Source organism: Micromonospora sp. WMMD1102 (assembly GCF_029626265.1).
In the GTDB taxonomy this organism is placed as follows: domain Bacteria; phylum Actinomycetota; class Actinomycetes; order Mycobacteriales; family Micromonosporaceae; genus Plantactinospora.
In genome coordinates this window covers 5,932,972-5,959,203 of sequence record NZ_JARUBN010000001.1, presented here as the reverse complement: position 1 = coordinate 5,959,203, position 26,232 = coordinate 5,932,972, and the positions used below count along the sequence as shown (strand labels likewise).

At 72.9% G+C, this 26,232-nt stretch carries 26 protein-coding genes and 1 pseudogene; 17 read left to right on the top strand and 10 right to left on the bottom strand.

Annotation, left to right across the window (positions count from 1 at the left end; genetic code table 11):
• Positions 1-253: 253 nt before the first annotated feature.
• From O7626_RS26730 to O7626_RS26720, 3 genes are read right to left on the bottom strand one after another with little or no spacing between them, the layout of a single operon-like run.
• The gene (locus O7626_RS26730) at positions 254-727 is read right to left on the bottom strand and encodes a TspO/MBR family protein (protein ID WP_278063837.1); all 474 of its coding nucleotides are present in this window, start codon (positions 725-727) and stop codon (positions 254-256) included.
• Between the two features lie 28 nt (positions 728-755).
• Positions 756-959: a DUF397 domain-containing protein gene (locus O7626_RS26725; RefSeq protein ID WP_278063836.1), complete on the bottom strand. Its 204-nt coding sequence runs from the start codon at positions 957-959 to the stop codon at positions 756-758.
• Entirely contained in the window at positions 952-1,821 is an 870-nt protein-coding gene (locus tag O7626_RS26720) for a helix-turn-helix transcriptional regulator (protein ID WP_278063835.1), read from the bottom strand. Before O7626_RS26720 ends, O7626_RS26725 begins: the two co-directional genes overlap by 8 nt.
• Before the next feature lie 255 nt (positions 1,822-2,076).
• Between O7626_RS26720 and O7626_RS26715 the strand changes: the two genes are divergently transcribed.
• Together O7626_RS26715 and O7626_RS26710 are read left to right on the top strand one after the other, a co-directional pair.
• Positions 2,077-2,400: a hypothetical protein gene (locus tag O7626_RS26715; RefSeq protein WP_278063834.1), complete on the top strand. Its 324-nt coding sequence runs from the start codon at positions 2,077-2,079 to the stop codon at positions 2,398-2,400.
• Positions 2,401-2,402: 2 nt separating this feature from the next.
• Positions 2,403-2,651: a flavin reductase gene (locus tag O7626_RS26710; protein WP_278063833.1), complete on the top strand. Its 249-nt coding sequence runs from the start codon at positions 2,403-2,405 to the stop codon at positions 2,649-2,651.
• Between the two features lie 240 nt (positions 2,652-2,891).
• Here O7626_RS26710 and O7626_RS26705 read toward each other — a convergent pair whose 3' ends face one another.
• Complete coding sequence (locus tag O7626_RS26705; RefSeq protein ID WP_278063832.1) at positions 2,892-6,611, bottom strand: M12 family metallo-peptidase; 3,720 nt, start codon at positions 6,609-6,611, stop codon at positions 2,892-2,894.
• Positions 6,612-6,851: 240 nt separating this feature from the next.
• Between O7626_RS26705 and O7626_RS26700 the strand changes: the two genes are divergently transcribed.
• The 10 genes and pseudogenes from O7626_RS26700 (at position 6,852) to O7626_RS26655 (ending at position 17,869) form a co-directional block, all read left to right on the top strand.
• Positions 6,852-8,150 (top strand): pitrilysin family protein, encoded by a 1,299-nt coding sequence (locus O7626_RS26700; RefSeq protein ID WP_278063831.1) that lies wholly within the window; start codon positions 6,852-6,854, stop codon positions 8,148-8,150.
• On the top strand, positions 8,147-9,508 hold the full coding sequence (locus O7626_RS26695; RefSeq protein WP_278063830.1) for a pitrilysin family protein: 1,362 nt from the start codon (positions 8,147-8,149) through the stop codon (positions 9,506-9,508). Before O7626_RS26700 ends, O7626_RS26695 begins: the two co-directional genes overlap by 4 nt.
• Positions 9,509-9,709: 201 nt before the next feature.
• Positions 9,710-10,735: an aspartate-semialdehyde dehydrogenase gene (locus O7626_RS26690; protein ID WP_278063829.1), complete on the top strand. Its 1,026-nt coding sequence runs from the start codon at positions 9,710-9,712 to the stop codon at positions 10,733-10,735.
• Positions 10,736-10,808: 73 nt separating this feature from the next.
• Positions 10,809-11,087 (top strand): annotated as a pseudogene (locus tag O7626_RS26685) (PPOX class F420-dependent oxidoreductase); the annotation flags it as partial.
• Between the two features lie 245 nt (positions 11,088-11,332).
• Entirely contained in the window at positions 11,333-11,749 is a 417-nt protein-coding gene (locus tag O7626_RS26680; protein WP_278063828.1) for a CBS domain-containing protein, read from the top strand.
• A gap of 90 nt (positions 11,750-11,839) precedes the next feature.
• Positions 11,840-12,214, top strand: a complete 375-nt coding sequence (locus O7626_RS26675) for an SCP2 sterol-binding domain-containing protein (RefSeq protein ID WP_278063827.1) — start codon at positions 11,840-11,842, stop codon at positions 12,212-12,214.
• Positions 12,211-14,274, top strand: coding sequence for a glycogen debranching N-terminal domain-containing protein (locus O7626_RS26670; protein WP_278063826.1), 2,064 nt, complete (start codon positions 12,211-12,213; stop codon positions 14,272-14,274). The genes O7626_RS26675 and O7626_RS26670 overlap by 4 nt, the downstream gene beginning before the upstream one ends.
• A 61-nt stretch (positions 14,275-14,335) precedes the next feature.
• Positions 14,336-14,743 (top strand): SCP2 sterol-binding domain-containing protein, encoded by a 408-nt coding sequence (locus tag O7626_RS26665; RefSeq protein ID WP_278063825.1) that lies wholly within the window; start codon positions 14,336-14,338, stop codon positions 14,741-14,743.
• A complete protein-coding gene (locus O7626_RS26660; RefSeq protein WP_278063824.1) occupies positions 14,740-16,779 on the top strand; it encodes a glycogen debranching N-terminal domain-containing protein in 2,040 nt (679 codons plus the stop codon). Before O7626_RS26665 ends, O7626_RS26660 begins: the two co-directional genes overlap by 4 nt.
• A gap of 115 nt (positions 16,780-16,894) precedes the next feature.
• Complete coding sequence (locus tag O7626_RS26655; protein ID WP_278063823.1) at positions 16,895-17,869, top strand: hypothetical protein; 975 nt, start codon at positions 16,895-16,897, stop codon at positions 17,867-17,869.
• A 399-nt stretch (positions 17,870-18,268) separates the two neighbouring features.
• Here O7626_RS26655 and O7626_RS26650 read toward each other — a convergent pair whose 3' ends face one another.
• Complete coding sequence (locus O7626_RS26650; RefSeq protein ID WP_278063822.1) at positions 18,269-18,673, bottom strand: hypothetical protein; 405 nt, start codon at positions 18,671-18,673, stop codon at positions 18,269-18,271.
• 229 nt (positions 18,674-18,902) lie between these two features.
• Between O7626_RS26650 and O7626_RS26645 the strand changes: the two genes are divergently transcribed.
• Together O7626_RS26645 and O7626_RS26640 are read left to right on the top strand one after the other, a co-directional pair.
• Complete coding sequence (locus O7626_RS26645) at positions 18,903-19,643, top strand: helix-turn-helix transcriptional regulator (RefSeq protein WP_278063821.1); 741 nt, start codon at positions 18,903-18,905, stop codon at positions 19,641-19,643.
• A complete protein-coding gene (locus O7626_RS26640) occupies positions 19,634-19,825 on the top strand; it encodes a DUF397 domain-containing protein (RefSeq protein WP_278063820.1) in 192 nt (63 codons plus the stop codon). Before O7626_RS26645 ends, O7626_RS26640 begins: the two co-directional genes overlap by 10 nt.
• 30 nt (positions 19,826-19,855) lie before the next feature.
• Here O7626_RS26640 and O7626_RS26635 read toward each other — a convergent pair whose 3' ends face one another.
• The 3 genes from O7626_RS26635 to O7626_RS26625 are packed head-to-tail and all read right to left on the bottom strand — an operon-like array spanning position 19,856 to position 21,731.
• Positions 19,856-20,539 (bottom strand): hypothetical protein, encoded by a 684-nt coding sequence (locus O7626_RS26635; protein ID WP_278063819.1) that lies wholly within the window; start codon positions 20,537-20,539, stop codon positions 19,856-19,858.
• Positions 20,536-21,396, bottom strand: a complete 861-nt coding sequence (locus O7626_RS26630; protein WP_278063818.1) for an ATP-binding cassette domain-containing protein — start codon at positions 21,394-21,396, stop codon at positions 20,536-20,538. The genes O7626_RS26635 and O7626_RS26630 overlap by 4 nt, the downstream gene beginning before the upstream one ends.
• Entirely contained in the window at positions 21,393-21,731 is a 339-nt protein-coding gene (locus O7626_RS26625) for a PadR family transcriptional regulator (protein ID WP_278063817.1), read from the bottom strand. Before O7626_RS26625 ends, O7626_RS26630 begins: the two co-directional genes overlap by 4 nt.
• A gap of 111 nt (positions 21,732-21,842) precedes the next feature.
• Between O7626_RS26625 and O7626_RS26620 the strand changes: the two genes are divergently transcribed.
• Positions 21,843-22,961, top strand: coding sequence for a nucleotide disphospho-sugar-binding domain-containing protein (locus O7626_RS26620; protein WP_278063816.1), 1,119 nt, complete (start codon positions 21,843-21,845; stop codon positions 22,959-22,961).
• A gap of 75 nt (positions 22,962-23,036) precedes the next feature.
• On the opposite strand, the gene O7626_RS26615 is transcribed toward O7626_RS26620, so the two are convergent.
• Positions 23,037-23,690: an alpha/beta hydrolase gene (locus O7626_RS26615; protein ID WP_278063815.1), complete on the bottom strand. Its 654-nt coding sequence runs from the start codon at positions 23,688-23,690 to the stop codon at positions 23,037-23,039.
• Positions 23,691-23,919: 229 nt separating this feature from the next.
• On the opposite strand from O7626_RS26615, the gene O7626_RS26610 reads away from it, so the two are divergent.
• Both O7626_RS26610 and O7626_RS26605 read left to right on the top strand, forming a co-directional pair.
• Entirely contained in the window at positions 23,920-24,366 is a 447-nt protein-coding gene (locus O7626_RS26610) for a hypothetical protein (RefSeq protein WP_278063814.1), read from the top strand.
• A 79-nt stretch (positions 24,367-24,445) separates the two neighbouring features.
• On the top strand, positions 24,446-25,264 hold the full coding sequence (locus tag O7626_RS26605; RefSeq protein WP_278063813.1) for a hypothetical protein: 819 nt from the start codon (positions 24,446-24,448) through the stop codon (positions 25,262-25,264).
• A gap of 112 nt (positions 25,265-25,376) precedes the next feature.
• On the opposite strand, the gene O7626_RS26600 is transcribed toward O7626_RS26605, so the two are convergent.
• The gene (locus O7626_RS26600) at positions 25,377-26,201 is read right to left on the bottom strand and encodes an SDR family oxidoreductase (protein ID WP_278063812.1); all 825 of its coding nucleotides are present in this window, start codon (positions 26,199-26,201) and stop codon (positions 25,377-25,379) included.
• Positions 26,202-26,232 lie beyond the last annotated feature (31 nt).

Sequence of the window (26,232 nt, the reverse complement as noted above, 5' to 3'; positions counted from 1 at the left end):
CAGGGACGATGTCCCTGCTTCAGCCGGCTCTGCTGGATTCTGGTGACGTCAGGTCATGGCCGAGTCACCGGCTCCTGAGCCGGCTGACTAAACCATCGATACGACCGCGTCACGCAGCGAACCATACCCGATGCCGGCCCGCGCCGGCCCCTGCTGCCCAATTCCTGGTACGCCGGGCAGCCGTCGACCGGTTCCGACCAGGTCAGCGCCCGGTTCGGCGGTCCGGTTCGGTGGCCCGGTTCGGCGGTCCGGGTCAGCGGCCCGGGTTGCGGAGCGCGATCGCGGTGTTCAGGGCGGTGGCGAAGCCGGTCCAGGCCAGGTAGGGCAGCAGAGTGGCCCCGGCCACCCGGTCCGCCCGCCAGGCCCGGCGCAGCAGCGCAGCGTTGGCGGCGTTCAACAGGACCAGCTCGGCCAGGGCGAGCCGGGGCCGGTGGGCCCGGAAGAAGAGCGCCGTCCAACCGGCGTTCAGGACCAGATCGATCGCGTACGCCCGGCGAAGCCCGCGACGCTGCGCGGCACTGCTTGTCGCGTCCAGGGCGCGGGCGGCGGCGAACGCGATCGAGGCGTAGAGCGGGGTCCAGACGACGGGGAACGCCACTGGCGGCGGCTGCCATGCCGGCTTGTCCAGCGACCGGTACCAGGCGGAGTTCGGGTCGGTGGCGATCGAGCCGGCGGCGGCGGTGGCCGCGGTCGCCAGCCCGGTCCCGACGAGGGTGGACGTCTTCATCCCGATCGGGTACCCACCCCGGCCCCCGTCATCCCTCGACCGGAGCCTGCTTCGCGAAGTCGACGAAGGCGCTCCAGGTCGCCGGGGCGAACGTCAGGGTGCCACCCTCGCGGTCCTTGGTGTCCCGGACGAGCACGACGCCGGGCAGGTTGTCGGCGACCTCGACGCAAGCGCCGCCCGACCCGTTGCTGCGGCGGGACTTGCGCCACTCGGCACCGGACTGGTCAGTCATCGCTCATCTCCTTGGCGATCGCGGCTATCAGGTCGGCCGACCGAGACAGATCGAACGCCACCTCTTCGAGCGACCTCCATGCCTTAGCGTACGTCGCGACCTCGGCCGGCTTGTCGAGGTAGAGGGCGCCCGTGAGTGATTCGCTGTAGACGGTGGTGGGCTCGGGCGTCCGGAGCCCGATCGACGGGAACTCCAGGATGATGAACTGCCCGCCGGTCAGGGCGAAGCTCGGCGGCGCGGATCGCGGGACGACCCGGACGCTCGCCACCCCTGCGGCGGTCTGGGCGTGCAGGTGGGTGAGCTGCCGCCCCATGCCCGGCACCTGCCGGCGTAGCACCCCCTCGTCCACGATGACCTCCAGGCGCGGTGGCTCGGGCTTCCTGCGGGTCAGGATCTTCTGGCGTTCGATCCGCACCTCGACCAGCCGGCCGACCTCGCGGGGCGGGATGTCGGGGTGCGACCGCAGCAGGTGTTCGGCGTATTCCCTGGTCTGGAGCAGGCCGGGGATCGTGGCGGGTTCCCAGTGGCGGAGGCGTGCGGCGGCTGCTTCCAGGCCGACGTACAGCTCGAACCAGGCCGGCAGGGTGTCGCCGTAGGCGTGCCACCACCCCTTCGCCTTGGTCTCGGCGGCGAGCTTCTTCAGCGCCTCGGTCATCTCGTCCGAGGTGCCGTAGAGCCGGCACATCGCCTCGACGTCCCGCGCCTTGACCGCAGCCTGGCCGCCCTCGATCCGGTACATCGTGGAGCGTGACCACTCGAGGTCGGTGCCGGCGGCCTCCATGGAGAGGCCGGCCTGCTCGCGAGCCTGCCTCAGGATCCGGCCCAGTTGCCTGCGCGGGATGGACGATCCCACATCCGTCATCGCCGCACCTCCTGTCTCAGATTGGAGCAATAAGTCGATCGATCTTCGGACTGTTTCCGGTGGATTGTGAAAAAGGGACGACTAGCGCGGGATGCATCAGCTTAGACCGTTGCATGGCGCTTGTGGGGGCACCGAGAGTGGCAGCAGCAGGACCGCTCGGTGACCGCTCGCGCCCGGGTGGAACTCGCACCGGGAGCCGGTCTCAGCTCCCCCCACTGAGACCGGCTCCCCTCCAGCCAGCCGAGGAGGTACGTGATGAGAAGGCTCTGTCGGGGTCTGGTCGGCATCCTGGCCGGTCCACGGCCGCCGCACCGGCGGGACTGGCGTCGGCTGTGGCGCTACTGCCGGTGCGGATTCCGCTGGCGCTGCCCGGACTCGATCGAGTTGGTCCCGATGCCGTACCTGCCGGTGGTTCCGCCGTTGCCGCCGTTGCCGTCAGCAACGTCGTTGGTCCCGTCGGCGTCGGCGGCGCTGCCGGCTCGGGCCAGGGCCCGGAACACCCGCGATCCGATGTGGAGTGACCGGACGGTGCGGCGGCCGGAACGCGTGCGGCGGGCCGAGAGCGTCGGCGGGGTGTAGCGGTGATCGGCCCGGAGGAGCGTTGGCGGCGGCACGTGCCGAGGCAGACGTCGTACCGGTGCCGGGCCTGCGGCGACGACTGGCCGTGCCAGGAGGCGCGGCTGGCACTGCTGACCGGGTTCCGGGGTGACCGGGTCGGGCTGATGGTCTATCTCGGCGGCCACCTCGCCCGCGCCCTGCAACAGTTGCCGGACGTCCACCCCGCCCTGCTCACCACCCGCTTCCTGCACTGGGTACCCCGCCGACGCTGAGCTGATGGCCGGTCACGGTACGAGCGGGTCGGCTGGGGAGTATCAGATGTGAAGACTGTCGAGCTGCCCCGTCTGTGCTCCCGGGGGTGGGCGCACAGACGGGGCAGCTCGACAGTCTCCGTGCCGGATGTATGCCGGCCGGCCCGCACCCGTCTTGCGGCGAGTGGACCAGAGGCCCCTCTCGGTCCCGAGCAGCTCGCGCTGGGAAGTTGGGAAGGGCCCCTGGAATCCGCCGGTGGCTCAGAGGATCAGGAGGGTTCCGTTGGTCAGAGTGGTCTCCTGGGTGGTCAGGCCGGTCCAGTCGGTGGACAGGAGCAGCCGGTCGCCGTCGATGAGGGTGACCGCGATGCCGTCCCTACCGCTGAGCAGGCCCCGGTCGGTGCCGGTGATCCGCAGGCTGAGCCCGCTGGCCACGGTGACCGGGCGGCGGGGGTCGGTGACGTCGTACAGGCCGGCTCGGGTGCGCAGGTCGAGGCGGTCGGTGCCGCCGCCGGACCGTACGCCGAACGAGTCGAGCCCGACGCCGCGGATCTCGTACCGCCGGCCGTCCGAGCGGAACCCGACGGTGGTGGTGCCGGTGCCGCCGAGCCGGGTCTGCGCGACCAGCACGCTGAAGTCGACAGCGGACTTCGGCTGCACCGGGTACGCCCCGGCCGACCGGCTCGGGGTCAGCGTGCCACCGCCGAGCACCACGGTGGTGCCCGGCCGGGCCACCTCGACCCGGGCCGTCGTGCTGCCGGCGTAGTTGCCGCCGAGCGTGACGGTCAGCTCGGAGTTGCCGGCCGGCAGGGTCGCCCGGCAACTCGACACCGCCGCGAAGTCGTCGGTGCCCAGCGGCGCCGGTACGTCGGTGCAGAGGGTCCGGCCACCAGCGGCGAAGGTCACCGTGGCGGTCGAGACGTCACCCGGCCACGGCTCGGCGCCGGAGGACGGCGACGTCTCCCGGAGGGTGGCCTGGAGCAGCACCTCCGCGTGCCCGCCCGAGCCGGTCGAGGCCAGCGTGTCGCCGGTGTACGCCAGCTCGGCCGCCTCCGGCACCACCCGGACGGTGAAGGCGACGGTGCCGGCCAGCCCGTGCTGGTCGGTGACCGTCACCGTCACCGGGTAGTCGCCCGGGGTCGCCCGGTTGTTGCCGACGACTCCCCAGACCGCTGCCGCACCTGTCGCGTCCGGGTCCTCCGGCGTCCTGCCGCCCAGCGACAGTCCGGCGGGCAGTCCGGTGGCGGTCGCGGTGAGCTGCCCCGGCCCGCCGTCCGGGTCGGTGGCGGTGATCCGCACCTCGGGCAGCAGCGGGTCGCTGTACTGCACCGTCAACACCTCGCCCGGCCCGTCGAGGGTCACCTTCGGGGCGGCCCGGAGCGCGAGGTCGGCGTCGTTGAGGTCGAAGAAGACGTTGCCGACCGCCTCGACCCTGATCCGGGCCGCCTTGGCGCCGACGTTCGGCAGGGTCACCGTCTCGGCGCCGTCGTTGGCGGTCCGCTCCGCGAGGACGTACCCGAAGGTCTTTCCGCCGTCGACGGAGAGCGAGATCCGCACCTCGCCCACCCCGACCGGTGCGGCGTCGGTGCCGGCCACGTCCCAGCTCACCGGCAGCTCCGCGCCGCCGGTCAGCGTCTCGGCGGTGGCCTGCGAGGTGACCAGGAACGGCCCGGCGGCCGGGGCCAGGGTCAGCGCGGTGTCGGCGCTGCCGATCCCGCCCGCGCCCGGGTGCCCGTCCCGGGCGGTGAGCCGGAAGTGCATGGTCCGGTCACCGGTGAAGCCGACCCAGTCGGCGGTGGGCAGGAACTCCGAGTAGCAGTCGACGAGCTCCGGCGGCACGTTGCTGGCCCCGCCGCTGGTCGGTGGCGGCGGCGCGGCCGGGCAGCCGCCGGTCTTCGCGTTGGTGTTGCCGGCGACGACCTGCGCCAGGTCCGGGAAGACCCGGGTCGGGTCGGTGCCCACCGCGTTCAGTCCGGGGGAGTGGTATTCCAGGGTGTCGGTCGGGCTGACGATCGCCGCCGTGCCGAACTGCCGGAACAGCGGGCCGTTGGTCTTGGTGTTGCTGACCAGCGCGGTGCCGGCGGTGCTGCCGCCGCTGACGCCGCCCCGGTCGTTCTGCTCCCAGAGGTACGTCACCGTGTCGCCGTCGGCGTCGGTGGCGCTGCCGGTGAGCGCGAACGGGGTACGGACCGGAATCGTGTACGACGCCGGGGCGGTGACCACCGGGGCGCTGTTGCCGGTCTGCTCGACCCGCCAGCCGCCGTTGTCGATCGGGCCGCCCTTGACCGTCTCGCCGACGAACCCGTCCGCCCCGCTGGTGCCGCTGACGGCGAGCGCGCCGACGTTCACCGCCGCCACCGGTCCTCCCGAGAAGGTGACCTGGAAGCCGGTGTCGTCGAGCGTGCTGGTGCCGCCGAACGGCCCGACGGTGACGGTGGCGCCGGCCGGCCAGCCCGGAATTCCCTCGATCGCCGCCCTGATCCCGGCCGCGGTGTAGTTGCCGCCCCGGACGATCGGCGCCGACTCGGCACCGCCGAAGGTGAGCGTGAACGAGTCGCCGTCGGTGTCGAAGCCGCGCAGCGAGACGTTCTGCACCTCGTTGACCGCCGGCCGGTTCGCGGTTATGTAGCTGGTGATCTCGGTGTAGCTGCGCTGCGACCAGTACGGGTCGCTGTGCGGTTGCAGGTTGTCCTGCTGGCAGATGCCGGCGTACGCCATGATCGACGATCCGCTGCCCGGCTCGTACGAGTTGGCGGGGCTGCGGTTGCCGCCCGAGCAGTTCCACTGGGTGCCGTTGAAGGTGTGGTTGCCGGCGAACTGGTGGCCGATCTCGTGCGAGACGTAGTCGACGGCGAAGAAGTCGCCGACCGGGGTCGGCAGGCCGGTGCAGCCGCGCGCCTTGTTGGCCCCGCCGACCACGCCCAGCCCGGCGATGCCGCCGCCGTTGACCCCGAGCCCGATGTGCCCGACGTCGTAGTTCGACGCGCCGACGAGCTGGCCGAGCACGATGTTGTTGCGGTTCAGCGTGCCGCTGGCGCAGGAGGAGAGCTGCGCCGCCGTGTAGCAGGGCGCAGCACCGCACGGCCCGTCCGCGCCGATCGCCTCCGCCGGCGTGTTCAGGTTGGTCTTCTCGGTCTGGTCGACCAGCACCAGCCGGATCGCCGTCTCGTCTTCGTAGATCTGGGTCACCCGGTTCACCAGGGTCACCTTGGCCGCCGTCACGTTCGCCGCACCGAAGTAGGTCGCGTAGGACGGGTCGGTCACCAGGGCCAGCCGGTACGTCCGCAGCGTCACGTCCCCGCCCGCCGGCTCCGGGGCGGCGTCGATGTCGTCGGCGAGTTCCCCGGCGGCGTGCGCCACGTCCTCCCGCTCGACGAACGCCTCGTCCGGGTTCGTGGTGTCCCGCACGAAGTAGCTGGCGTACCGGCCCTGGTCGGACCGGCTGTACGGGTCGACGTACCAGACGCCGTGCTCGGAGCGGACCGAGGCGTGGAAGCCCAGCGGGGTCAGGTCGGCCCGGACCGTCGCACTCGGGTCGTCCAGCCCCCGGCCCGTGTACGTGCGGATCTCCGGGTGCCGGGCGGCCAGGCCGGGCGCCATCACCGGCGAGTCGACGAGCGCGAACCGCTGGAACGTGCCGTCCGGGGCGGGCAGCACCACCACCAGGGACCGGTCCGGTGCGACACCGGCCCGCTCCTCGGGTGCCCGGTCCAGGGTGGCGGCGAGGCTCGCCCGGTCCAGGGCGTACCCGGTGAACCGCTCGGCCTGGATGTCGACGGGCCCGGCGGACCGGGCGGCGGTCGAGCCGTCGGCGAGCCGGGTCCACGGGTTGCCCGACCGGTCCGGCGCGGAGCTGGCCGGGGTCGGGTCGACCAGCACCGGCAGCAGGCCGGCGGCGAGGGCGGCCACCGCCAGGATGACCAGGCGCCGGCGGGGCGCCGCCCGACCGCGGGTGGCGGCCGGTAACGAGAGGGTCGTCAACGCTGTCTCCTTGGGACTACTCCGGGCGCCGGTCGGTCGCGCGGGCGTTCCTGCCACCGGGTCGAATCCATCGACCAACCACGGGGGTGTTCGCACGATAGGCGCCCGCGGCCGGTCGTGAACATCCCTCCACCCGGTACGAAGCCTCGGGAGCGAGCCGTACCGGCCACTGTGTCCGGGCCGATCCGACCCGGCGGGGCTGGCGGCATCGGGGCGGGGCGATCGGATAGCGTCGGGGCCATGCCCGAGACCGGTTATCCCTGGCCGATCGAGACCACCCGGCTGGACAACGGCCTGCGCGTGGTGGTCAGCGAGGACCGCAGCGCGCCCGTGGTCGCCGTCAACCTCTGGTACGACGTCGGCTCCCGACACGAGCCCGCCGGCCAGACCGGCTTCGCCCACCTGTTCGAACACCTGATGTTCGAGGGCTCGGTGAACGTGGCCAAGACCGAGCACATGCGGTTGGTGCAGGGCTCCGGTGGTTCGCTGAACGCGACCACCAACCCGGACCGGACCAACTACTTCCAGACGCTGCCGTCGGAGCATCTCGCGCTCGCCCTCTGGCTGGAGGCGGACCGGATGGGCGGCCTGGTGCCGGCGTTGACCCAGGAGACCCTGGACAACCAGCGCGAGGTGGTGAAGAACGAGCGGCGGCAGCGCTACGAGAACGTCCCGTACGGGGACGCCTGGCTGCGCCTGCTGCCGCTGCTCTATCCGCCCGGCCACCCCTACCACCACGCCACGATCGGCTCGATGGCCGACCTGAACGCCGCCGACCTGGCCACCTTCCAGGCGTTCCACACCACCTACTACGCGCCGAACAACGCGGTGCTGACGGTCGCCGGGGACGCCTCGCCGGACGAGGTCCACGCACTCGTCGAGCGCTACTTCGGCCGGCTCGTGCCGCAGGCCGACATCCCGCCGGCCCCGGACGGGACGGTGGTGCCGGCCACCGGGGCACCGGTCCGGGAGGTCGTCGACGCGGACGTGCCGGCGCCGAGGGTCTATCTGGCGCACCGGACGCACCCGTTCGGCGGTTCCGGCTACGACACGGTGACCGTGCTGGCCACGCTGCTCGGCAGCGGCCGGGGCAGCCGGCTCTACCAGCGGCTCGCCGACGGGGCCCGGCTCGCCCAGCCGGACAGCGTTGGCGCGTTCGGCGTCGACCTGGCGTACGCGCCGGCTCCGCTGATCGTCACCGCCACCGCTCGGGACGGGGTGACCGGCGAGGAGCTGGAGGCGGGACTCGTCGAGGTGCTGGACGGGCTCGCCGACGGGGTGACCGCCGCCGAACTCGACCGGGCGAAGGCGCTGCTCACCACCGCCTGGTGGCGGCAGCTCGCCAGCGTGGACGGCCGGGCCGACATCCTCGGCCGGCACGCCACCCAGCTCGGCGACCCGGCCCGGGCCGCCGACCGGCTGCCCGGCTGGCTCTCGGTCACCGCCGAGCAGGTGAGCACGCTCGCCGCCGAGCTGCTCGGCCCCACCGACCGGGCCACCCTGATCTACCGGCCCGAGACCCAGGAAGAGGCGTCATGACCGAGCCCGGTCCCATCCTGACCGCGCAGCGGCCGTCGGCCGGGGCCGCCCGGCCGTACCGCTTCCCCCGGGTGGTCCGGGCGACGGTGGCCGGTGGCCGGGTCGTCGCCGCCCACCTGCCGGGGCACCACCTCGCCGTCGCGGTGCTGCTGCTCGACGGCGGCGCCGGGCGCGAGCCGGTCGGCCGGGAGGGGCTCTCCGGGGTACTGGCGAAGGCGCTGGAGGAGGGGACGACCCGGCGCGACTCCACGGCGTACGCGCTGGCGCTGGAAGGGCTCGGCACCGAGCTGACCATCGCCAACGACTGGGACGCGTTCCAGGTGAGCGTGCAGGTGCCGGTGGAGCGGCTGCCGGCCGCGGTGGAGCTGCTGGCCGAGGCCGTCCGGACCCCGCGCCTCGACCCGGCGGACATCACCCGGGTACGCGACGACGAGGTCACCGCGCTGCGGATGTACTGGGCGAACCCGGGGCCCCGGGCCGACGCCGCGCTCCGGGCGGACCTGTTCGGGGCCGACCAGCGGCCGGGTCGCCCGATGGACGGCGATCCCGACTCGGTCGCGGCGGTCACCGTCGACGACGTGACCTCGTTCCACGCGGCCTGGCTGACCCGGCTCGGCACCCTGCTGGTCGTCGGCGACCTCGACCGGATCGACCTCGACCAGCTCGCCAGCACCGCCTTCGCGGGCGCGGACGGGCACGCCGAGCCCGCCGGCCCCCCGCTCGACGTGCGGGTACGCGACCAGCGGCGGATCATCCTGGTCGACCGTCCCGGCTCGGTCCAGTCCACGCTGCGGCTCGGGCACCCGGCACCGCACCGGGCCCACCCCGACTACGTGCCGATGACGCTCGCCGCCACGGTGCTCGGCGGGGCCTTCACCTCCCGGCTGAACCACCTGATCCGGGAGGTACGCGGCTACACGTACGGGATCAGGTCCGAGTTCGGCCACTCCCGGCGGTTCGGGCGGTTCGTGGTCAGCTCCGGGGTGCAGACCGCGGTGACCGTGCCGGCCCTGGTGGACGCGGTCGGCGAGATCACCCGTACCCGGGACGCCGGGGTGACCGAGCCGGAGCTGGCGGTCGCCCGGGCCTGGCGGGCCGGGCAGCTCTCGGTGGAGTTGCAGGCTCCCCGGGCCATCGCCAGCGCGCTCGCCACCCTCGTCGTGCACGACCTGCCGGACGACTACCACGCGACGCTGCGCGAGCGGTTGCTGTCGGCGGCCGAGCCGGCGGTGTCGGCGGCGGCCGGCACGCACCTGCACCCGCAGGGGCTGACCCTGGTGGTCGAGGGCGACGCGGCGCTGATCCGGGACGAGCTGGTCGCCAGCGGGCTCGGCGAGGTGGTCGACGCGGCCGGCTGACCGGCCCCCCGAAACTGATCCGGCCGGGCGTGCGCTGCGACGTGGCCCGGCCGCCCGCCGGCGTTACCCCGCCACACCTGTTAGGAAGGGGCCCTTCCTATACAAAAAGCGATAAGCGGGGGCCCTTCCTTACAGCCCGGATGCTGGGCGGGCCGGTGATCGGCTTGCCGGGGTCGCCGGGCCGCTGGGTAGCCTCGCGGTATGAGGATCGGCATTGTGGGGGCCACCGGGCAGGTCGGTGGCGTGATGCGGCGGATACTCGCCGAACGCCAGTTCCCGGTGGACGAGCTGCGGCTCTTCGCCTCGGCGCGGTCGGCGGGGCGCACCCTGCCCTGGCAGGACGGCGAGGTCACCGTCGAGGACGCGGAGTCGGCCGACTACACCGGCCTGGACATCGCGCTCTTCTCGGCCGGAAAGGGCACGAGCAAGGCGCTCGCCCCCCGGGTCGCCGACTCCGGCGCGGTGGTGATCGACAACTCGTCGGCCTGGCGGATGGACCCCGAGGTGCCGCTGGTGGTCGCCGAGGTCAACCCGCACGCCGCCGGGGCACGTCCCCGGGGCATCATCGCCAACCCGAACTGCACCACGATGGCGGCGATGCCGGTGCTGCGCCCGCTGCACGCCGAGGCCGGACTGGTCAGCCTGGTGGTCGCCACCTACCAGGCGGTCTCCGGTTCCGGGCTGGCCGGGGTCGCCGAGCTGGACGAGCAGGTCCGCAAGGTCGCCGACGGCGCCGCCGCGCTCACCCACGACGGGCGGGCCGTCGAGTTCCCGACCCCCCGGCAGTACACCCAGCCGATCGCCTTCAACGTGCTGCCGCTGGCCGGCTCGGTGGTCGACGACGGGTCGGCGGAGACCGACGAGGAGCAGAAGCTCCGCAACGAGAGCCGCAAGATCCTGGAGATCCCGGAGCTGAAGGTCTCCGGCACCTGCGTCCGGGTGCCGGTCTTCACCGGGCACTCGTTGCAGGTGAACGCCAGCTTCGCCCGGCCGCTGAGCCCGGACCGGGCCCGCGAACTGCTGGCCGGGGCGCCCGGGGTGGCGCTGGCGGACGTACCGACACCGCTGCTGGCGGCCGGGCAGGACCCGACGTACGTCGGGCGGTTGCGGGTCGACGAGACCGTCCCGCACGGGCTGGCCATCTTCTGCTCCAACGACAACCTGCGCAAGGGCGCGGCGCTGAACGCCGTGCAGATCGCCGAACTGGTGGCCGCCGAGTCCCGCTGAGGGGTCCGCCGGCGGACCGGGCAGCGGTACGCTGGGAGCGATCTTGGCTCGGGAGGTGGGCGGCACGGACGGCCGGGCCAAGACCGCCAACCTGCGCCGCGACCCCAGGGCCAGCTTCCAGGTCAGTACGGCCGACGGCTGGGCGTACGCGGTCGCCGAGGGCACCGCCGAGCTGACCCCGGTGGCGGCCGGGTTGACCGACCCGACCGTCGAGGAACTGATCGACGTCTACCGGGCGGTCCAGGGCGAGCACCCGGACTGGGACGACTACCGCCGGGCGATGGTGGCGGATCGCCGGCTCGTGCTGCGCCTCCCGGTCGACCGCGTGTACGGCGTACCCCCGCGCGCATAGGCCCCCGCTTCCCCCCTTCTCCGGCCCTTCTCCTTCGCTGGCCTTCCCCCTCGGTGGCCCTTTCCCGGCTCCGCTCCGCCGTGCCCGCTTCGGCCGCTCTCGCCCCTTGCGTGCCTGAGACCGCACGCCTGGTCCCGTCAGGGCGGAGTGTCGCCCGGTGGCGACCTGTCCGGGCGGGCGCCGCGGCGTTACGTCGTGGCCTGCCCGGGTAGACCGCCCCCGGCCGACATTGAGAGGGGAGCAGGATGACGACCGTCGGAGAGTTCATGACGACCCGCCTGGTGACCATGGACGGCGGCGACACGCTCACCGCTGCCGCCCAGGAGATGCGGGACAGCGCCATCGGCGACGTGATCGTGACCAACGGGGACGACGTGATCGGAATCGTCACCGACCGCGACATCACGGTGCGCGGGGTGGCGGAACAGTTGAACCCGTCCAGCGCCACGTTGAGCGAGATCCTCAGCCAGGACGTCATCACGGTGTCGCAGTACGACGACGCGGTCGCCGCCGCCGACCTGATGCGCACGTACGGCGTACGGCGGTTGCCGGTGGTGGAGGAGGGCCGGTTGATCGGCCTGGTCTCCCTCGGCGACCTCGCGGTCGAGCGGGAACCGCAGTCCGTGCTCGCCGACATCAGCGCCGATGAACCGAACAACTGAGACCAGCCCGACGGGTCCGGGTGACAACGGCGTCGCCGGGCTCGTCGGGCTGCGCCAGCCCGGGCGAGCAGGGCGTGGGAGGGCAGGGCGATGGACCAGAGCACGCAGTTCTTCGAAGGGCTCAACCACCGGCCCCCGGAGCCGCTGCTGAGCAAGATCCGGGGAACCGTCCGCTTCGAACTCGAATCGGACACCGGCGTCGACGTCTGGCTGCTGGTCTTCAGCGCCGGCAGTGTGAGCGCCGCCCAGGCGGCCCGGCCGGCGGACTGCACCATCCGGACCGACCGGACCTTCTTCAACCTGATCGCGTCCGGCGAGGCGGACACGTTCGCGGCGCTGCTGCGCAACCGGCTCACCGTCGAGGGGGACCTCCAACTGTTCCCCTACCTGAACCACCTGGTGCCCGGCCCGCCCGGTGCGCACGAACCCCGGCAGTGGGTGCTGCAGCGGGGGCAACGGCCATGAGACCACTGGTCAGCATCCTCGACGGCAACACCTTCGTGGTCAGCGACGACCGGGGCGACATCGACCCGTCGCCGGTCTTCCCGACCGGACTGTTCTCGTTCGACACCCGGTTCCTCTCCAAGTGGGAACTGACCCTCGACGGGCACCGGCTCAGCGTGCTGTCCGTGGACGACCTCCAGTACTTCGAGTCGCAGTTCTTCCTGGTCCCGGGCGAGCCGACGCACTACGTGGACGCCAAGTTGTCGGTGATCCGGCACCGTACGGTCGGCGGCAGCTTCGTCGAGGACCTGACCGTGCTCAACCACGAGGACCGGGCGGTCGAGTTGGCCGTCCGGATCAACGTGGAGAGCGACTTCGCCGACCTCTTCGAAATCAAGGACGTCCGGGAGAAGGCCGGCGGCACCAGCGTGTTCGTGGAGCAGGACCGGCTGCGGCTCTGCTACCAGCGGGAGACGTTCCGGCGGGAAGCGGTCATCACCTCGACCGCGCCCGCCGATTTCGACCGGGGCGGGTTGAGCTTCACCCTGCGGATCGGGGCGCACCAGCAGTGGCAGACCCGGCTGCGGGTGGAAACCCTGGTGGAAGGGGCCGGTGGCCGGGACATCCGGCTCAGCATCCAGCGGCACCGCAGCCGGTCCCCGGAGACGCTGCGCCGGGACCTGGACGAGTGGATGGAGCGGGCGCCGAAGCTGACGAGTGACAGCGAGCCGCTGACCGAGACGTACCGGCGCAGCCTGATCGACCTGGCCGCGCTGCGGTACACGCCGCTGCTCTCCGGGCCGCCACTGCCGGCCGCCGGCCTGCCCTGGTTCATGACCATGTTCGGCCGGGACAGCCTGATCACCTGCTTGCAGACCCTGCCGTTCACTCCGGAACTCGCCGGGCCGACGCTGCGCTATCTGGCGATGACCCAGGGAGTCAGCCTGGACGACTTCCGGGAACGCGAGCCGGGCAAGATCCTGCACGAGATCCGGTACGGCGAGTCGACCGCGTTCGAGGAGCAGCCGCACTCGCCCTACTTCGGCTCCGCCGACTCCACCCCGCTCTTCGTGATCCTGCTCGACGAGTACGAGCAGTGGACCGGGGACGTCGAGTTGGTCATGACGCTGGAGCAGGAGGCGCGGGCCGCGCTGAACTGGATCGACCGGTACGCGGACATGATGGGCAACGGCTACGTCTGGTTCGAGCGGCGGAACCTGCGCAACGGACTGGAGAACCAGTGCTGGAAGGACTCCTGGGACGCCATCTCGTACTCCGACGGGCGGCTGCCGGCGTTCCCCCGGGCCACCTGCGAGCTACAGGGCTACGCGTACGACGCGAAGATGCGCGGCGCCCGGCTGGCCCGGCTCTACTGGCAGGACCCGGTCTACGCCGACCGCCTGGAGCGGGAGGCGGCGGAGCTGAAGCAGCGGTTCAACCGGGACTTCTGGGTCGCCGACGGCGAGTACTACGCGCTGGCCCTGGACACCGAGGGTGGCCAGGTCGACGCGCTCACCTCGAACATGGGGCACCTGCTCTGGAGCGGCATCGTCGACGAGAACCGGGCCGCGAAGGTCGCCGAGCACCTGCTCGGTCCACGGCTCTTCTCCGGCTGGGGGGTGCGGACCATGGCCGAGGGGGAGGGCCGGTACAACCCGATCGGATACCACGTCGGCACGGTCTGGCCGTTCGACAACTCGCTGATCGCCTGGGGGCTGCGCCGCTACGGCTTCCGGCACGAGGCGGGCCGGATCGCCGAGGCCATGATCGACGCGGCGCGGTACTTCGGCGGCCGGCTCCCGGAGGCGTTCGCCGGCTACGACCGGGCGCTGACGAAGTACCCGGTGCAGTACCCGACGGCCTGTAGCCCGCAGGCGTGGTCCACCGGAACCCCGATGCTGCTGATCCGGACCCTGCTGGGCCTCGACCCGCACGGCGAGCACCTGGTCGTCGACCCGGCCCTGCCGGAGCACATGGGCCGGATGGAACTGCTGGACATCCCCGGCCGGTGGGGTCTGATCGACGCCTTCGGGCGCGGCCGAGCGGAGCACGGCCAGACGCCCCCGCACATGCTCGACTAGCCAGGTGTCCCCCCCAGCACCAGCGGATGCGTGTGCCGGACGAGTCGGAAGGGAGGCACCGATGGCGGATCCGACCGCCGAGTTCTTCGCCCGGGTCGAGCAGCACGGGCCGGAGCTGCTGCCGACCGCGTCCAGGGGGACGATCCGGTTCGACCTGCAACGCGACGACGGGGCCGAGCACTGGTTCGTCGCCATCAACCGGGGCAACGTGCTGGTGTCGCACGAGGAGCGGGAGGCCGACTGCGTGGTCGCCACCGACAGGGGGCTCTTCGACCGCCTGGCGACCGGCGAGACGCAGGTGCTCGCCGCGTACAACCGGAACGAGCTGACCGTGCGGGGCAGCCTGGCACTGCTGCTGATGTTCCGGCGGGCCTTTCCGTCGCCGCCGGGCACCCGGGATCCCCGGGAGCGGATCCGGGAGCGGTTCGCGGCCCGCCGGGTGGCCCGGGAGCGGGGGCAACGACCGTGAAGAACCTGGTCAGCATCCTGGACGGCAACACCTTCATGCTCAGCGACACCCGCGGTGACGTCGACCCGTCGCCCGACTATCCGACCGGGCTCTTCGCCTGGGACACCCGCTTCCTCTCCAAGTGGGTCCTCACCATCGACGGCGAGCGGCTGCACGCACTCTCCGTCGACGACCTCCAGTACTTCGAGTGCCGTTTCTTCCTGGTGCCCGGCGAGCCGACCCACTACGTCGACGCGAAGACCTCAGTGATCCGGCACCGGTCGCTCAGCGGCGCCTTCGAGGAGCAGTTGACGGTGCTGAACCACCGGGACGAGCCGGTGACGCTGACGCTGCGGATGGAGGTCGACTGCGACTTCGCGGACGTCTTCGACGCCCGGGAGGCCCGCCCCCTTACGCGACGGACCGCCAAGTTCGTCACCTCGGGCGGGCTGCGGCTGTGTCACCAGCGGGACAAGCACGTCTCCGAGACGATCGTCACCAGCAGCGAGCCGGCCGAGATCGACGCCGAGGGACTCACCTTCCGGGTCGAACTCGGCCCGCACGGAAAGTGGTCCACCACCATCCAGGCGCTCGGCACGATCAGGGGTGCCGGCGGCCGGGACGTCCGGGAGAACCTGCGCGGCTACCAGCGGAACCGGCCGGAGAAGCACCGCGACCTGCGCGAGTGGCTGACCGGTACCCCGAAGCTGACCTGTGACTCGGACGCGCTGAAGGAGACCTACCGACGCAGCCTGGTCGACCTTGCCGCGTTGCAGTACACCGGGTTGACCAGCCAGGGGAAGCTGACGGCGACCGGACTGCCCTGGTACATGACGGTCTCCGGCCGGCACAGCATCGTCACCGGCCTCCAGACGCTGCCGTTCACCCCACAGATCGCCCTCAGCGCGCTGCGCGTGCTCGCCCTGTTGCAGGGCGGCCGGATCGACGACCTGCGGGACGAGGAGCCGGGCAAGATCCTGCACGAAGTCCGGTACGGCGAGCCGGGCGGCTTCGAGGACAGCGCGTACACGACGTACTACGGGGCGGCGGACTGCACGCCGCTGTTCGTGGTGCTGCTCGACGAGTACGAGCGGTGGACCGGGGACGTCGCCACGGTGCGGATGCTGGAGTACGAGGCCCGCTCGGCGCTCGCGTGGATCGACACGTACGGCAACCTGATGGACGACGGCTACGTCTGGTACGAGTGCCGAAGTCCCAGCGGCCTGGTCAACCAGGGCTGGAAGGACTCCCCGGACGCCATCATGTACTCCGACGGCCGGCTGCCGGGCAAGCCCCGGGCCACCTGCGAACTACAGGGGTACGCCTACGACGCGAAGATCCGGGGTGCCCGGCTGGCCCGGCGGTTCTGGAACGACCCGGCGTACGCGGAACGGCTGGAAGGGGAGGCGGCCGACCTGCGCGCCCGGTTCAACCGGGACTTCTGGATCGCCGACCGGGGCTACTTCGCGCTCGCCCTGGACGCCGAGGGCGGTCAGGTCGACGCGCTCTCCTCGAACATCGGGCACCTGCTCTGGAGCGGCATCGTGGAGGAGTCCCGGGCCGAACAGGTCGTCGAGCACCTGCTCAGCCGGCCGCTCTTCTCCGGCTGGGGGGTCCGGAGCCTGGCCCGACACAACCCCGCCTACAACCCCATCGGCTACCATACCGGGGCGATCTGGCCGTGGGACAACTCCATCATCGCGTGGGGGCTGCGCAAGTACGGCTTCACAGAGCAGGCGGCCCGGCTGGCGGTGACGATGATCGAGGCGTCCCGGTATTTCGGCGGCCGGCTGCCGGAGGCGTTCGCCGGCTACGACCGGCAGCTCACCAAGTATCCGGTGCAGTACCCCCGGGCGTGCGGGCCGTTCTCCTCGTCGGCGGGGGCACCGCTGATGCTGCTGCGTACCCTGCTCGGGCTGCGGCCGCACGAGGACCACCTGACAGTCGACCCGGCGATCCCGGAGCGGCTCGGCCGGATCGAGCTGATCGACATTCCCGGCCGGTGGGGCAAGACCGACGCGTTCGGCCGGGGTCGGGTGTGCCTGGAACCCGAGTGACCCGGCGGGTCGGCGCTGGAACCGGGTGCGTCTGGAACCCGAGTGATCCGCCCGGTCGGCGGCGGAACCGGAATTCCGGGTGGTGAACCGGGATCCGTCGTGATAGCGATATGCGATGGCGGATCCTGACACGGTGGAGGGGGCCGCGCTGGCCCGGGTGCTGCGCCAGGCCGGCGGCGCCGAGATCCTGAGCACCCTGGGCGTACGACTGTCCGGTTCGGACCTGGTGACGCTGCTGCTGGCCGCGTTCCGGACCCGGGCGGGCTTCCTGACTCCGGCCGACGTGCTGCGCCGCTACACGGAGGACCGGTTCGTCGCACCGGCGCAGGCCGGGTTCCGCCGGCTGCGCCGGGCCGAGGACGTGCTGCTCTCCGCCATCCCGGACCAGTACGACCTGCTCACCCTCGCCCCGGTCACGCCGCTGGGCACCCACTCCGCGGTCGCCGGACTGAACCAGAACAACGTGCTCGCCACGATCCGGGGCAGCGAGGTGGCGGCCGATCCGACCAACGGGCTGGCGCTGGAGGCGGCGGTCCGGCGCCGGGAACTGCTCGCCCGGGACGGCCGCTCGGCCCCGCCGGTGCGGCTGGCCACCCTGCAACGGGTGATCCGGGCCCAGCGGTTCGCCGGGGCCGGCAGGTTCGCGCACTTCAGCCTCCTCGCCCTGGTCACCGCCGGCCGGGACACCGGAAGTGTGGCCTTCGAGCGGGGCAGCTGCGGCGAGCAGTTGCGGATCCTCTGCGCGGCGCTGGAGGCGGCCGGGGTGCAGGAGGTCGACATCGCCCTCACCGTGCTGGACCCGGCGGCGGTGCCGATCGCGGAGGCGGCTCGGGCCGCCCTGGCGGACTCCCCGAGGGTCGTCGTGCGCGACGACCCGGACCGCTCCGGTGGCCGGGGCTACTACACCGGGTGGTGCTTCAAGATCGGCGCTGTGGTCGACGGCGAGCGGGTGGAACTCGGCGACGGCGGCTTCGTCGACTGGACGGCCCGGCTGCTCGGCAACCGCAAGGAGCGGCTGCTGGTCAGCGCGGTAAGCGTCGACCGGCTGGCTCTCTTCCTCGACCCACCCGCCAGAGAGCCGGCGGACTGAACTCGACCCTGTGCCCTGGCACTCGTTCCGCCCGAAGCGGCCCGCCCCGGACTGTGGGGGAAGGTGTCCGGGGCGGGCCATGGGGTGATGAGTGGAAAGTCAGGGTCGGCGTCGGGGCACCCAATAGATGATCTGGCTGACGACGAGGGCGGGGTGCGTGTCGTGCAGCGCCTGTAGCGCCCGGGTCAGGTGTACGCCGAGGTAGCTCAGTAGGGCCACGCGATCTCCTTCGAAGTCCTTGAGGAGATCCATCCGCGCTGTGGCACACGGCCAGGGAGTGTGTTCGCACACCTGGCACTGGTACCGCCCGTCGGGGTCGTGCCCGGTGGGTGCGCGGGCCGCTCTCGTGCGGCGTCGTGCGGCGTGCCGTTCCCATCGTGCCCACGGCCCGATCATGGGTCAGGCTCGGACGCCGGACCGGGAGCGGCGCTGCTGGGCCGGGGTGCGGTTACCGGCTGGGGTGAGGTTGCCGGCTCGGCCGTTGTTGAGGTGCGGGTTCGTCGGCGCGTCCCACCGGGGTCGTCGGTTTCCGGGCCGGGCGGGTGGCGGGGGGTCCGCCAGGGCCAGGATCTCTGCCGCCTCGGTGCTGGTCAGCCTGACGGGGGTGCTGCGCGGCGTGGACCAGCAGTCCCGGTAGACCGGCGACGGCGACGTGTGGCTGGTGGCTGGCGCGGTCGGCCGGTAGGGGCCGGGCGTCGACGCGATCGAGTCCGGGCAGATCCAGCGGTGGCCGCATCGGCAGTAGAGCCAGCATCGCCACCATGCCCGGCGGTGTCGGGGCCTCGCTGCGCGCAGGTGCTTCATGTCGTGCCTCCCGTCGGCGCCTCTGAAGGGCGGTTCGCGAATGGATGCCTGGAATCCACCCTGGACTGCCGGCCCCCAGCGCAGGAAGATGGCCGGTGACCTCGGGAGACGACGTGGTCACGGAGGGTTTCTGGTGTGATCGCGTACGAGATCGGAGTTCGTCGTGACGGATTGGGGGACGTGAAGGTCTATGAGCGGTAGCCGTTATCTGATAGGGGAGCTGCGCCGGGTGCGCGAATCGCTGGGGCTTTCCCAGGAGTCGTGGGGGGAGCGCATCCACTTCTCGGCGTCCCACGTCGGCGCCGTCGAGCGCGGCGAGCGGCCCGCGCTGCCGGACTATCTCGGACCGGTGGACCGGGTGTACCGGACGGGTCTGCTGGACTTCTACCAGGAGTTCGTGCTGGGCGAGAAGTCTCCGGTGTGGCTGCGGCCCTGGCTCGAATACGAGCGCGAGGCGTCGATGCTGCGCTACTTCGAACTCGCCGTGCTGCCGGGACCGTTCCAGACCGAGGGGTACGCCCGTGCGCTGATCGGCACCACGAAGTCGGGGGTCGCGCTGGAGGAGGCGGTCGCCGTCCGGATGGCCCAGGGTGAGATCCTCCGCCGCGAGGATCCGCCCCGGGTGGTCGCGGTGCTCGACGAGGGTCTCCTCTACCGCCCGGTGGGCGGTGCGGCGGTGATGCACGAGCAACTGCGTGCGGTCGTCGACGCGTGTTCTCTGCCGCACGTCAGCGTCTTCGTGGTGCCGTCCCACGTCGGTGCGTACGCCGGCCTGGACGGGCCGATCGGGCTCGCCACCGTGCACGGTCGCACGGTCGGCGTTAAGGACGGGCCGGGCGAGGGCACCGTGGTAGAGGACCAGGCCGGGATGGCCGTCCTGGAACGGCATTGGGAGGCTGTCCGGGAGTACGCTCTACCGCAGGGCGCCAGCCTCGAACTGCTCAGGAAGGCGATGGAGTCATGGACGTAGAGACCCCCCGCTGGCGTACGTCGACGCGGAGCAACGGCGCAAGCAACTGCATCGAGGTGGCCGACAACCTGTCCGGCCGGGTGCTGGTCCGGGACACCAAGGACCGTGACGGCGGCACCCTGGCCTTCGGGCCGGTGGCATGGCAGGCGTTCGTCAGCCTGGCGAAGCAGCAGCACGGCTGATCCGGCCGTGCAGCACGGCTGATCCGGCCGTCACTCGAATCTCAGGTGCCGGCGCTGGCGCAGCCTGATCCCGGAGGCCGCCGCCACCAGGGCGGTGAGCGTCAGGGCCAGGACCACGCCGTGCACCAGGCCGCGGGTCAGATAACCGCTGTCGGTGTGGTCGATCGCGTACGTGCCGATCTCGCGGCTGAACCAGAACGGCAGCACCCGGGCGGCGGTGTCGGACGGGTCCATCACCATCTGCAATCCGACCACGATCAGCAGCACCAGCGTCCCCTCCAACTCCCGGGGCAGGATCGCGCTCAGCGCCAGCCCGAACGGGACGGCGGTGGCCACCGTCAGCGCCATGATCAGCGCGATGGCGCCGTACCGGACGTCGTGCCGGTCGAAGCGGATCAGCAGGAAGTACGGCACCGACAGCACGACGCCGACCGTCCAGAGCGCCAGCAGCCGGCCCAGGTGCAGGTGGTGCGCCCGATAGCCGGAGAGCCGCAGCCGGGGCTCGATGCCTCGGGCGGCGCTGCCGGTGAAGAGCGCGGCGGCGCTCAGCGCCCAACTCAGCCCGAGGCAGACGAACCGGATCGACTGCCCGGTGTGCATGTCCCGCCGGCCGAAGTAGAAGGCGAGCGGGAAGAGCAGCAGGATCACGAGTACGCCCCGGCGGCGGAGCACCTCGCGCAGGGCCAGTTCCGCCACCGTCCAGATCCTGGTCATGCCGACACCTCCCGCGCCGGGGTGAGGTCGAGCACGGTGTCGACCCGGTCGAGCTGGTTGAGCAGGTGGGTCACCACGACGATCGCCCGCCCGTCGGCCCGCCACCGCCAGAGCTGCTGCCAGAAGTCCAGATAGGTGCCCCGGTCGAAGCCCTGGTAGGGCTCGTCCAGCAGCAGCACGTCCGGCTCGCCGAGCGCGGCCATCACCAGGTTGAGCTTCTGCCGGGTGCCGCCGGAGAGGTGCCGGGCCTGGGTCCGGCCGGCGGGTTCCCAGTCCAGTGCGGCGGCGTGCGTCCGGCCGGCCGCCCGCGCCTGCGCCCGGTCCAGCCCGCGGCCGGCGCCGACCAGCACGAAGTGCTCCTCGGGATAGAGGAAGTCGCTGGTGCCGCCGGACTGCGGGCAGTAGCCGAGGGCGCCGTACACCCGGACGTGTCCGGCGTCGGGGCTGAGCAGGCCGGCACAGATCCGCAGGAAGGTGCTCTTGCCGGCGCCGTTCGCCCCCACCACGGCGGCGATCTCGCCGGCCCGGACGGTCAGGTCCACCCCGGTCAGCACCGGCCGCCGTCGGTAGCGCTTGGTGATGCCGCGCACCTCCAGCCGGACCGGGCCGGCGGTCGACGCCGGTCCCGGGCTCGGCACCCGGGCCACCCCGACACCGCTGCCGGGCTGGGCCGCTCCGAGGCTCTCCGCGACGGCCGCCGCGTACGCCGACGGCGGGCCGAAGACCTGCAACGGCGGCTCGCCGCTGTCCCGCAGATGGGTGGCGGCCTCGGCGACGACGTGCCGGGACAGGTCCGGGTCGAGGCCGCGCCGGTGCAGTTCACCGGTGAGCGCGTGAAGCCATCCGTCGGAGTTCACCGTGTCCCCACCTCCCGCAGGACCGTCCCCACCCCGCTGGCGAAGGCGTCCCAGTCGACGGCCGTCCGGCGCAGCGTCTCGGCGCCGGCCGGAGTGATCCGGTAGTACTTGCGGGCCGGCCCGGCGGCCCCCTCCCGCCACTGCGCGCTCACCAGGCCGGTCCGTTGCAGCCGGAGCAGCACCGGATAGAGGGTGCCGCCCTGGATCGGGCCGATCCCGCTCGCGTCGAGCGACTGGGCCAACTCGTATCCGTAGGACTCCCGGCGGTGCAGCAGGGCGAGGACGCACAGGTCGAGCACCCCGCGCAGCCACTGGCCACGGCGCTCCTGATCCACGGCGAAGAAGGTAGCACAGCCAGCTAGCTTGCACGGCAATCTAGTGCGCTCCCGCTATGCCGCCCGTTGGTCGGTGCCGGCCGGCGGCACGGCGCTCACTAGGCTGATCACATGCGAGTGCTGTTCGCCTCCGCACCGTTGCTCGGACACGTCTTCCCGATGGTGCCGCTCGCCGAGGCGATCCGGGACGCCGGGCACGAGGTGCTGGTCGCCACCGGCGGCGACGGGCTCGCCGTACGCCGGACGGGGTTGCCGGTCGAGGACATCGCCCCCGGCTTCCGGTTCGACTGGATCGCGCGGCGGACCATGCTGCGCCATCCGATGATCGCCCGCGCCGAGCTGGCCGGCCGGGGCGGCACCCGGGGCGTCGCGCTGCTCTTCGGTGCGGCCAACGAGCAGATGGTCGACGGCCTGGTCACCCTGGCCGACCGCTGGCAACCCGATCTCGTCGTGCACGAACCGCTGGCCGTGGCCGGCGCGCTCGCCGCCGCCCGCCGGGCGGTGCCGGCGGTACTGCACGAGAACTCCCTCTTCGACGGCGCCGAACTGGTCCGGGTGACCGCCGCCCGGCTGGTCCGGGCCCAGCAGCGCAGCGGGATCGGCAGCCTGCGTCCGAGCGCCGCCATCCTGACCGTCGCTCCGCCAAGCGTGGTCGGCGGGCGGGCCGGCTGGCAGCTGCGCGGCGTGCCGCCGACCGGCGTCGGTGAGCTGCCGGACTGGCTCCGGGAGCCGGGCGGACGGCCGCGGATCCTGGTCAGCCGCAGCACGGTGGCCGGGCCGGGCGGTGGAGCGCTGATGACCGCCGTGGTCCGGGCCGCCGCCAACACCGACGCCGAGGTCGTGCTGGTCCGCCCCGACCGGCGGGTGTCGCGGCTGAAGTCGTTGCCGGAGAACGTCCGTACCGTGGAGTGGATCCCGATCAACGCCGCGCTGCCGTACTGCACCGGGGTGGTGCACCACGGCGGGGCGGGTTCGGTGCTCGGCGCGCTGGCCGCGGGCGTACCGCAGCTCGTGGTGCCCGGCCCCGGGGACCGCCGGCACAACGCCGAGCTGGTGGCGGCCCGGGGGGCCGGACTGGCCGTACCCGAAAAGGAGATCACTGGTGCGGTGCTGGACCGGCTGGTCACCGATCCGGCACTCGGCTCCGCCGCCGACGAGGTACGCCAGGAAATGGCCGCGATGCCGGCCCCGGTGGACCTGGTGCCCCGGCTCGAAGCCCTGCGCGGCTGACCGCCCGGCCACCCGGGGCGAGTGCCCGGCCGGACGGGCTGGGCGCCCGCACCACGGACCGTCCGGTGTGGAGGGTCAGCCGGGCAGGTTGGCGCCGAGGAAGGCCGCCGTGACGGCGTGGATGTCGGGCCGGTCGAGCGGCAGTGCGTGCCCGCCGTGCGTGACCAGCGAGTGCACCGGATGACCGGCCCGGAGCAGTGTCGAGGTCAGCGCGACCGCCTGGCCCACCGGTACGGCCGCGTCCGCCACGCCGTGCACCAGCAACACCGGTACCCGGCTGTTGCCGACGTGACTCGACGGGATCACGTCCACGGTCGCCGGATCGCCGGCCGCGGGCCGGTGACCCAGCAGTGCCACCCAGGGGTTGTCGTCGCCACGAGCCCGGAGCCACTCCTCGTCGAGCGGATCGACCGGCGACCAGAAGGCGAGTACGCCGTCCACGTCGCCCGGCTCGGTCACGCCGCGCAGGCCGAGGTGCAGGGCCAGGTGGCCACCGGCCGAGTCACCGGCGACCAGGAACGGCAGCCCGGCCGACCTGGCCCGGGCCAGCGGCTCCCGCGCCGCCGCCCGTACGTCGTCGAGCTGGGCCGGCCAGGTGGCCTCGGTACTCAGCCGGTAACGGCCCTGCACCACCGTCAGCCCGTGCCCGGCCAGCGCCGCGCCGTCCTCGTCCGACCAGCCACGCCAGCCCCCACCCGGCAGCCACAACACGATGCCCCGCTCCGTCATCGGACAAGCATGGGTGGCGAGGTCTGCGCAGGCCAGCCGGGACCGGCCGGATTCGCTCACGGCGCAACCGTCCGTCTGGGGCGGCGACCCGAGCCGCTTCGGGCTCCTCCGGCTGGGGTGACCAGGGCCGCTCCGGTTCGACGAGCGGTTGCCGGCGACCCGGGGTAGGTTGGGGTGCGTGTCTTCCGTCGCGCTGGTCCGCCCCGTGTGGTGGATAGCGTGCCGGTCGGTGCGGTTCGTGACCGCCCTGGTGTTGATGGGCCTGCTGCTGGGCGCCGGTGGCGCCCGAGCCGGGCTCTCCGGCCCCGCCCTCGCGGCGGCCGAGTCGCGGCCCGCCGTAGCGGAGTCGACCTCCGTAGCGGAGTCGACTGTGGACGGGCTCCGCTCGCCGCTGGCACTCGGCGGATCGTCCCGGACAGCCCGCCACGAAGCGTCAGGTGTTGCCGGCGACGCGCCGGTGGCAGTGGCCGAGCAGCCATCGGCGACGCTCGTCAGCGCGCCGCCGAGCGAGCAGGAGCCCGTCGCGGCCGGCTCGGTGGTGTCGACGGTGCAGGTCCCGGCCGCCCTCTTCGGCGGGCAGCCGGATCGGCCGCTGGTCGGGGCGGCGGTCGGGGGATGGCCGGCAGGTGACGCGTACGCCCGGGTGGCCGGGCCGCGCGCACCCCCGCTCGGCTGAGGACCGCACCGCGCCCGAGGCGCGTCCGGTCCGGCCTCGTCGACTCTCGTCCGCATCGTCCACCCCGTGAGGTGCCGCAATGGAAAACCTGCTGTCCGACCTCCTGATCGAGGTGATCCGGTCCACCACTCTCTGGCTCGTCCTGCTCGGGCTCGCGCTGGCCGCGGGCATCTGGCTGGTCGTCCGCCCGGGTGGCCCGGTCACCGCCCAGCCAGCCGACGAATCCGGCTACGACGTGGCGGTCCGGGACGCCGAGGGGCGCCGGCAGCGGCTGGTGACCCGGGCGGCGGAACTGCACCGGTACGCCGAGGAGGTGGCGGTCGCCGCCGAGCGGTCGGCGGTCACCGCCCAGCGCCGCCGGGACGAGTGGCTGGCGGCGCAGGAGACGGTCGAGACGACCTGGCAGGCGTACGAGGCGGCGGATGCGGCGGCCCGCCGGCTCGGCGCCACCGCCGTACTGCCCGAGCCGCAGACCCCACGCACCCCGGCCGAGTACGCCGACCGCGAGCGTTTCCTGCACCGCGCCGCGATGGTGGCCTGCACCCGGCAGGAGCTGACGGTGCTGCAACTCAGTGACGCGCTGGCCAACCGGAACGGCTGGGACCCGCGCCGGCACCCGGCCGAGCAGGAGATCCTGCTCCGCCGGGCGGCCCGGGACAGCCTGCTCGCCGCGCACCGGGTAGCCGAGGAGCGGGAGCGGACCGCGTGGCGGGACGCCGAGGTGGCCGCCGCGGCAGCTCGCAGCCTGCGGGAAGAGGCGTTCGCCGCAGCCAGCCGGGCAGCCCAGCTCCGGCGCTGGTTGCCGACCCCGGCCGGCAAGGCGCACGGGTTGGCGGGCGAGGAAGCCAGGCAGCAGCACCGTACCGCCCGTCGCTGGCGCGCGGCCCGGGCCGGCTGAGCAGCTCGGGCAGGGTTCGGGCCGGCTGGGCGGGGGCGGGCAGGGTTCGGGCCGGCGGCGGGGCGGGCAGGTTGGGGCGGGTGACCGGGCCCCGCTGCCCGGGTCCGCCGGGTCAGGGCGCCTCGGGATCCAGGCCGAGCGCGGAGCGTCCGCCGTCGACCGGCAGCACGACTCCGGTGAGCAGGCTCGCCTCGGGCGAGAGCAGGTGCGCGACGGTGGCGGCGACCTCCTCGGGGCGACCGATCCGGCCGATCGGGTGCAGCCGGCGCATGTCCCGCTCGATCCGCTCGACGCCGGCCGGGTCCTGCGCGGCCAGCAGGGCGGCATAGCGCTCGGTCGTGATCGAACCGAGGGCGACCGCGTTGACCCGGATGCCGTACCGGCCGTACTCCACGGCGAGGGCGCGGGTCAGGCCCTCCACGGCCGCCTTCGCCGTCGCGTACGGCAGGGAGCCCGGCACCGGCCGCTGGGCCTGGTGCGACGAGACGTTCACGATCGCGCCCGGGACGCCGGTGCCGAGGAAGCGGCGGATCGCGGTCCCGCAGCCCAGCACCGTGGCGTCGAGGTTCGCCCCGATGAGGTCGAGTACCTCCCGGGCGGGGGTGTCGTGCAGCGAGGCGTCCCGGAACACGGCAGCGTTGTTCACCCAGCCGCGCAGCGGTCCGGCGGCGGTCGCCTCGTCGGCGGCGCGTTCCGTCACCGCCTCGTCGGCCGCGTCACCGGAGACCACCACCAGCCGTGGCCCGGCCGGATGGTCGGCGAGCCGGGCCGGTGCCGCACGGTCCTGGTCGAGCACCACCACCCGGTCGGCGGTGCGGAGCAGCCGCTCCACGATCGCCCGGCCGACGCCACGGGCGCCGCCGGTGACCACGATCGATCCCGCACTGTCCGAAAAGGACGTGCGCCCGGAGGTTTCCGGGCCGGTCGGGTACGGCATCGCACCCACCGTACCGGCCGGTGCCCGTGCG

Coding starts and splice junctions, on each gene's coding strand:
- O7626_RS26730 (WP_278063837.1), bottom strand. CDS start 727: ATGAAGACGTCCACCCTCGTCGGGACCGGGCTGGCGACCGCGGCCACC.
- O7626_RS26725 (WP_278063836.1), bottom strand. CDS start 959: ATGACTGACCAGTCCGGTGCCGAGTGGCGCAAGTCCCGCCGCAGCAAC.
- O7626_RS26720 (WP_278063835.1), bottom strand. CDS start 1,821: ATGACGGATGTGGGATCGTCCATCCCGCGCAGGCAACTGGGCCGGATC.
- O7626_RS26715 (WP_278063834.1), top strand. CDS start 2,077: ATGAGAAGGCTCTGTCGGGGTCTGGTCGGCATCCTGGCCGGTCCACGG.
- O7626_RS26700 (WP_278063831.1), top strand. CDS start 6,852: ATGCCCGAGACCGGTTATCCCTGGCCGATCGAGACCACCCGGCTGGAC.
- O7626_RS26695 (WP_278063830.1), top strand. CDS start 8,147: ATGACCGAGCCCGGTCCCATCCTGACCGCGCAGCGGCCGTCGGCCGGG.
- O7626_RS26690 (WP_278063829.1), top strand. CDS start 9,710: ATGAGGATCGGCATTGTGGGGGCCACCGGGCAGGTCGGTGGCGTGATG.
- O7626_RS26680 (WP_278063828.1), top strand. CDS start 11,333: ATGACGACCGTCGGAGAGTTCATGACGACCCGCCTGGTGACCATGGAC.
- O7626_RS26675 (WP_278063827.1), top strand. CDS start 11,840: ATGGACCAGAGCACGCAGTTCTTCGAAGGGCTCAACCACCGGCCCCCG.
- O7626_RS26670 (WP_278063826.1), top strand. CDS start 12,211: ATGAGACCACTGGTCAGCATCCTCGACGGCAACACCTTCGTGGTCAGC.
- O7626_RS26665 (WP_278063825.1), top strand. CDS start 14,336: ATGGCGGATCCGACCGCCGAGTTCTTCGCCCGGGTCGAGCAGCACGGG.
- O7626_RS26655 (WP_278063823.1), top strand. CDS start 16,895: ATGGCGGATCCTGACACGGTGGAGGGGGCCGCGCTGGCCCGGGTGCTG.
- O7626_RS26650 (WP_278063822.1), bottom strand. CDS start 18,673: ATGAAGCACCTGCGCGCAGCGAGGCCCCGACACCGCCGGGCATGGTGG.
- O7626_RS26640 (WP_278063820.1), top strand. CDS start 19,634: ATGGACGTAGAGACCCCCCGCTGGCGTACGTCGACGCGGAGCAACGGC.
- O7626_RS26635 (WP_278063819.1), bottom strand. CDS start 20,539: ATGACCAGGATCTGGACGGTGGCGGAACTGGCCCTGCGCGAGGTGCTC.
- O7626_RS26620 (WP_278063816.1), top strand. CDS start 21,843: ATGCGAGTGCTGTTCGCCTCCGCACCGTTGCTCGGACACGTCTTCCCG.
- O7626_RS26615 (WP_278063815.1), bottom strand. CDS start 23,690: ATGACGGAGCGGGGCATCGTGTTGTGGCTGCCGGGTGGGGGCTGGCGT.
- O7626_RS26605 (WP_278063813.1), top strand. CDS start 24,446: ATGGAAAACCTGCTGTCCGACCTCCTGATCGAGGTGATCCGGTCCACC.
- O7626_RS26600 (WP_278063812.1), bottom strand. CDS start 26,201: ATGCCGTACCCGACCGGCCCGGAAACCTCCGGGCGCACGTCCTTTTCG.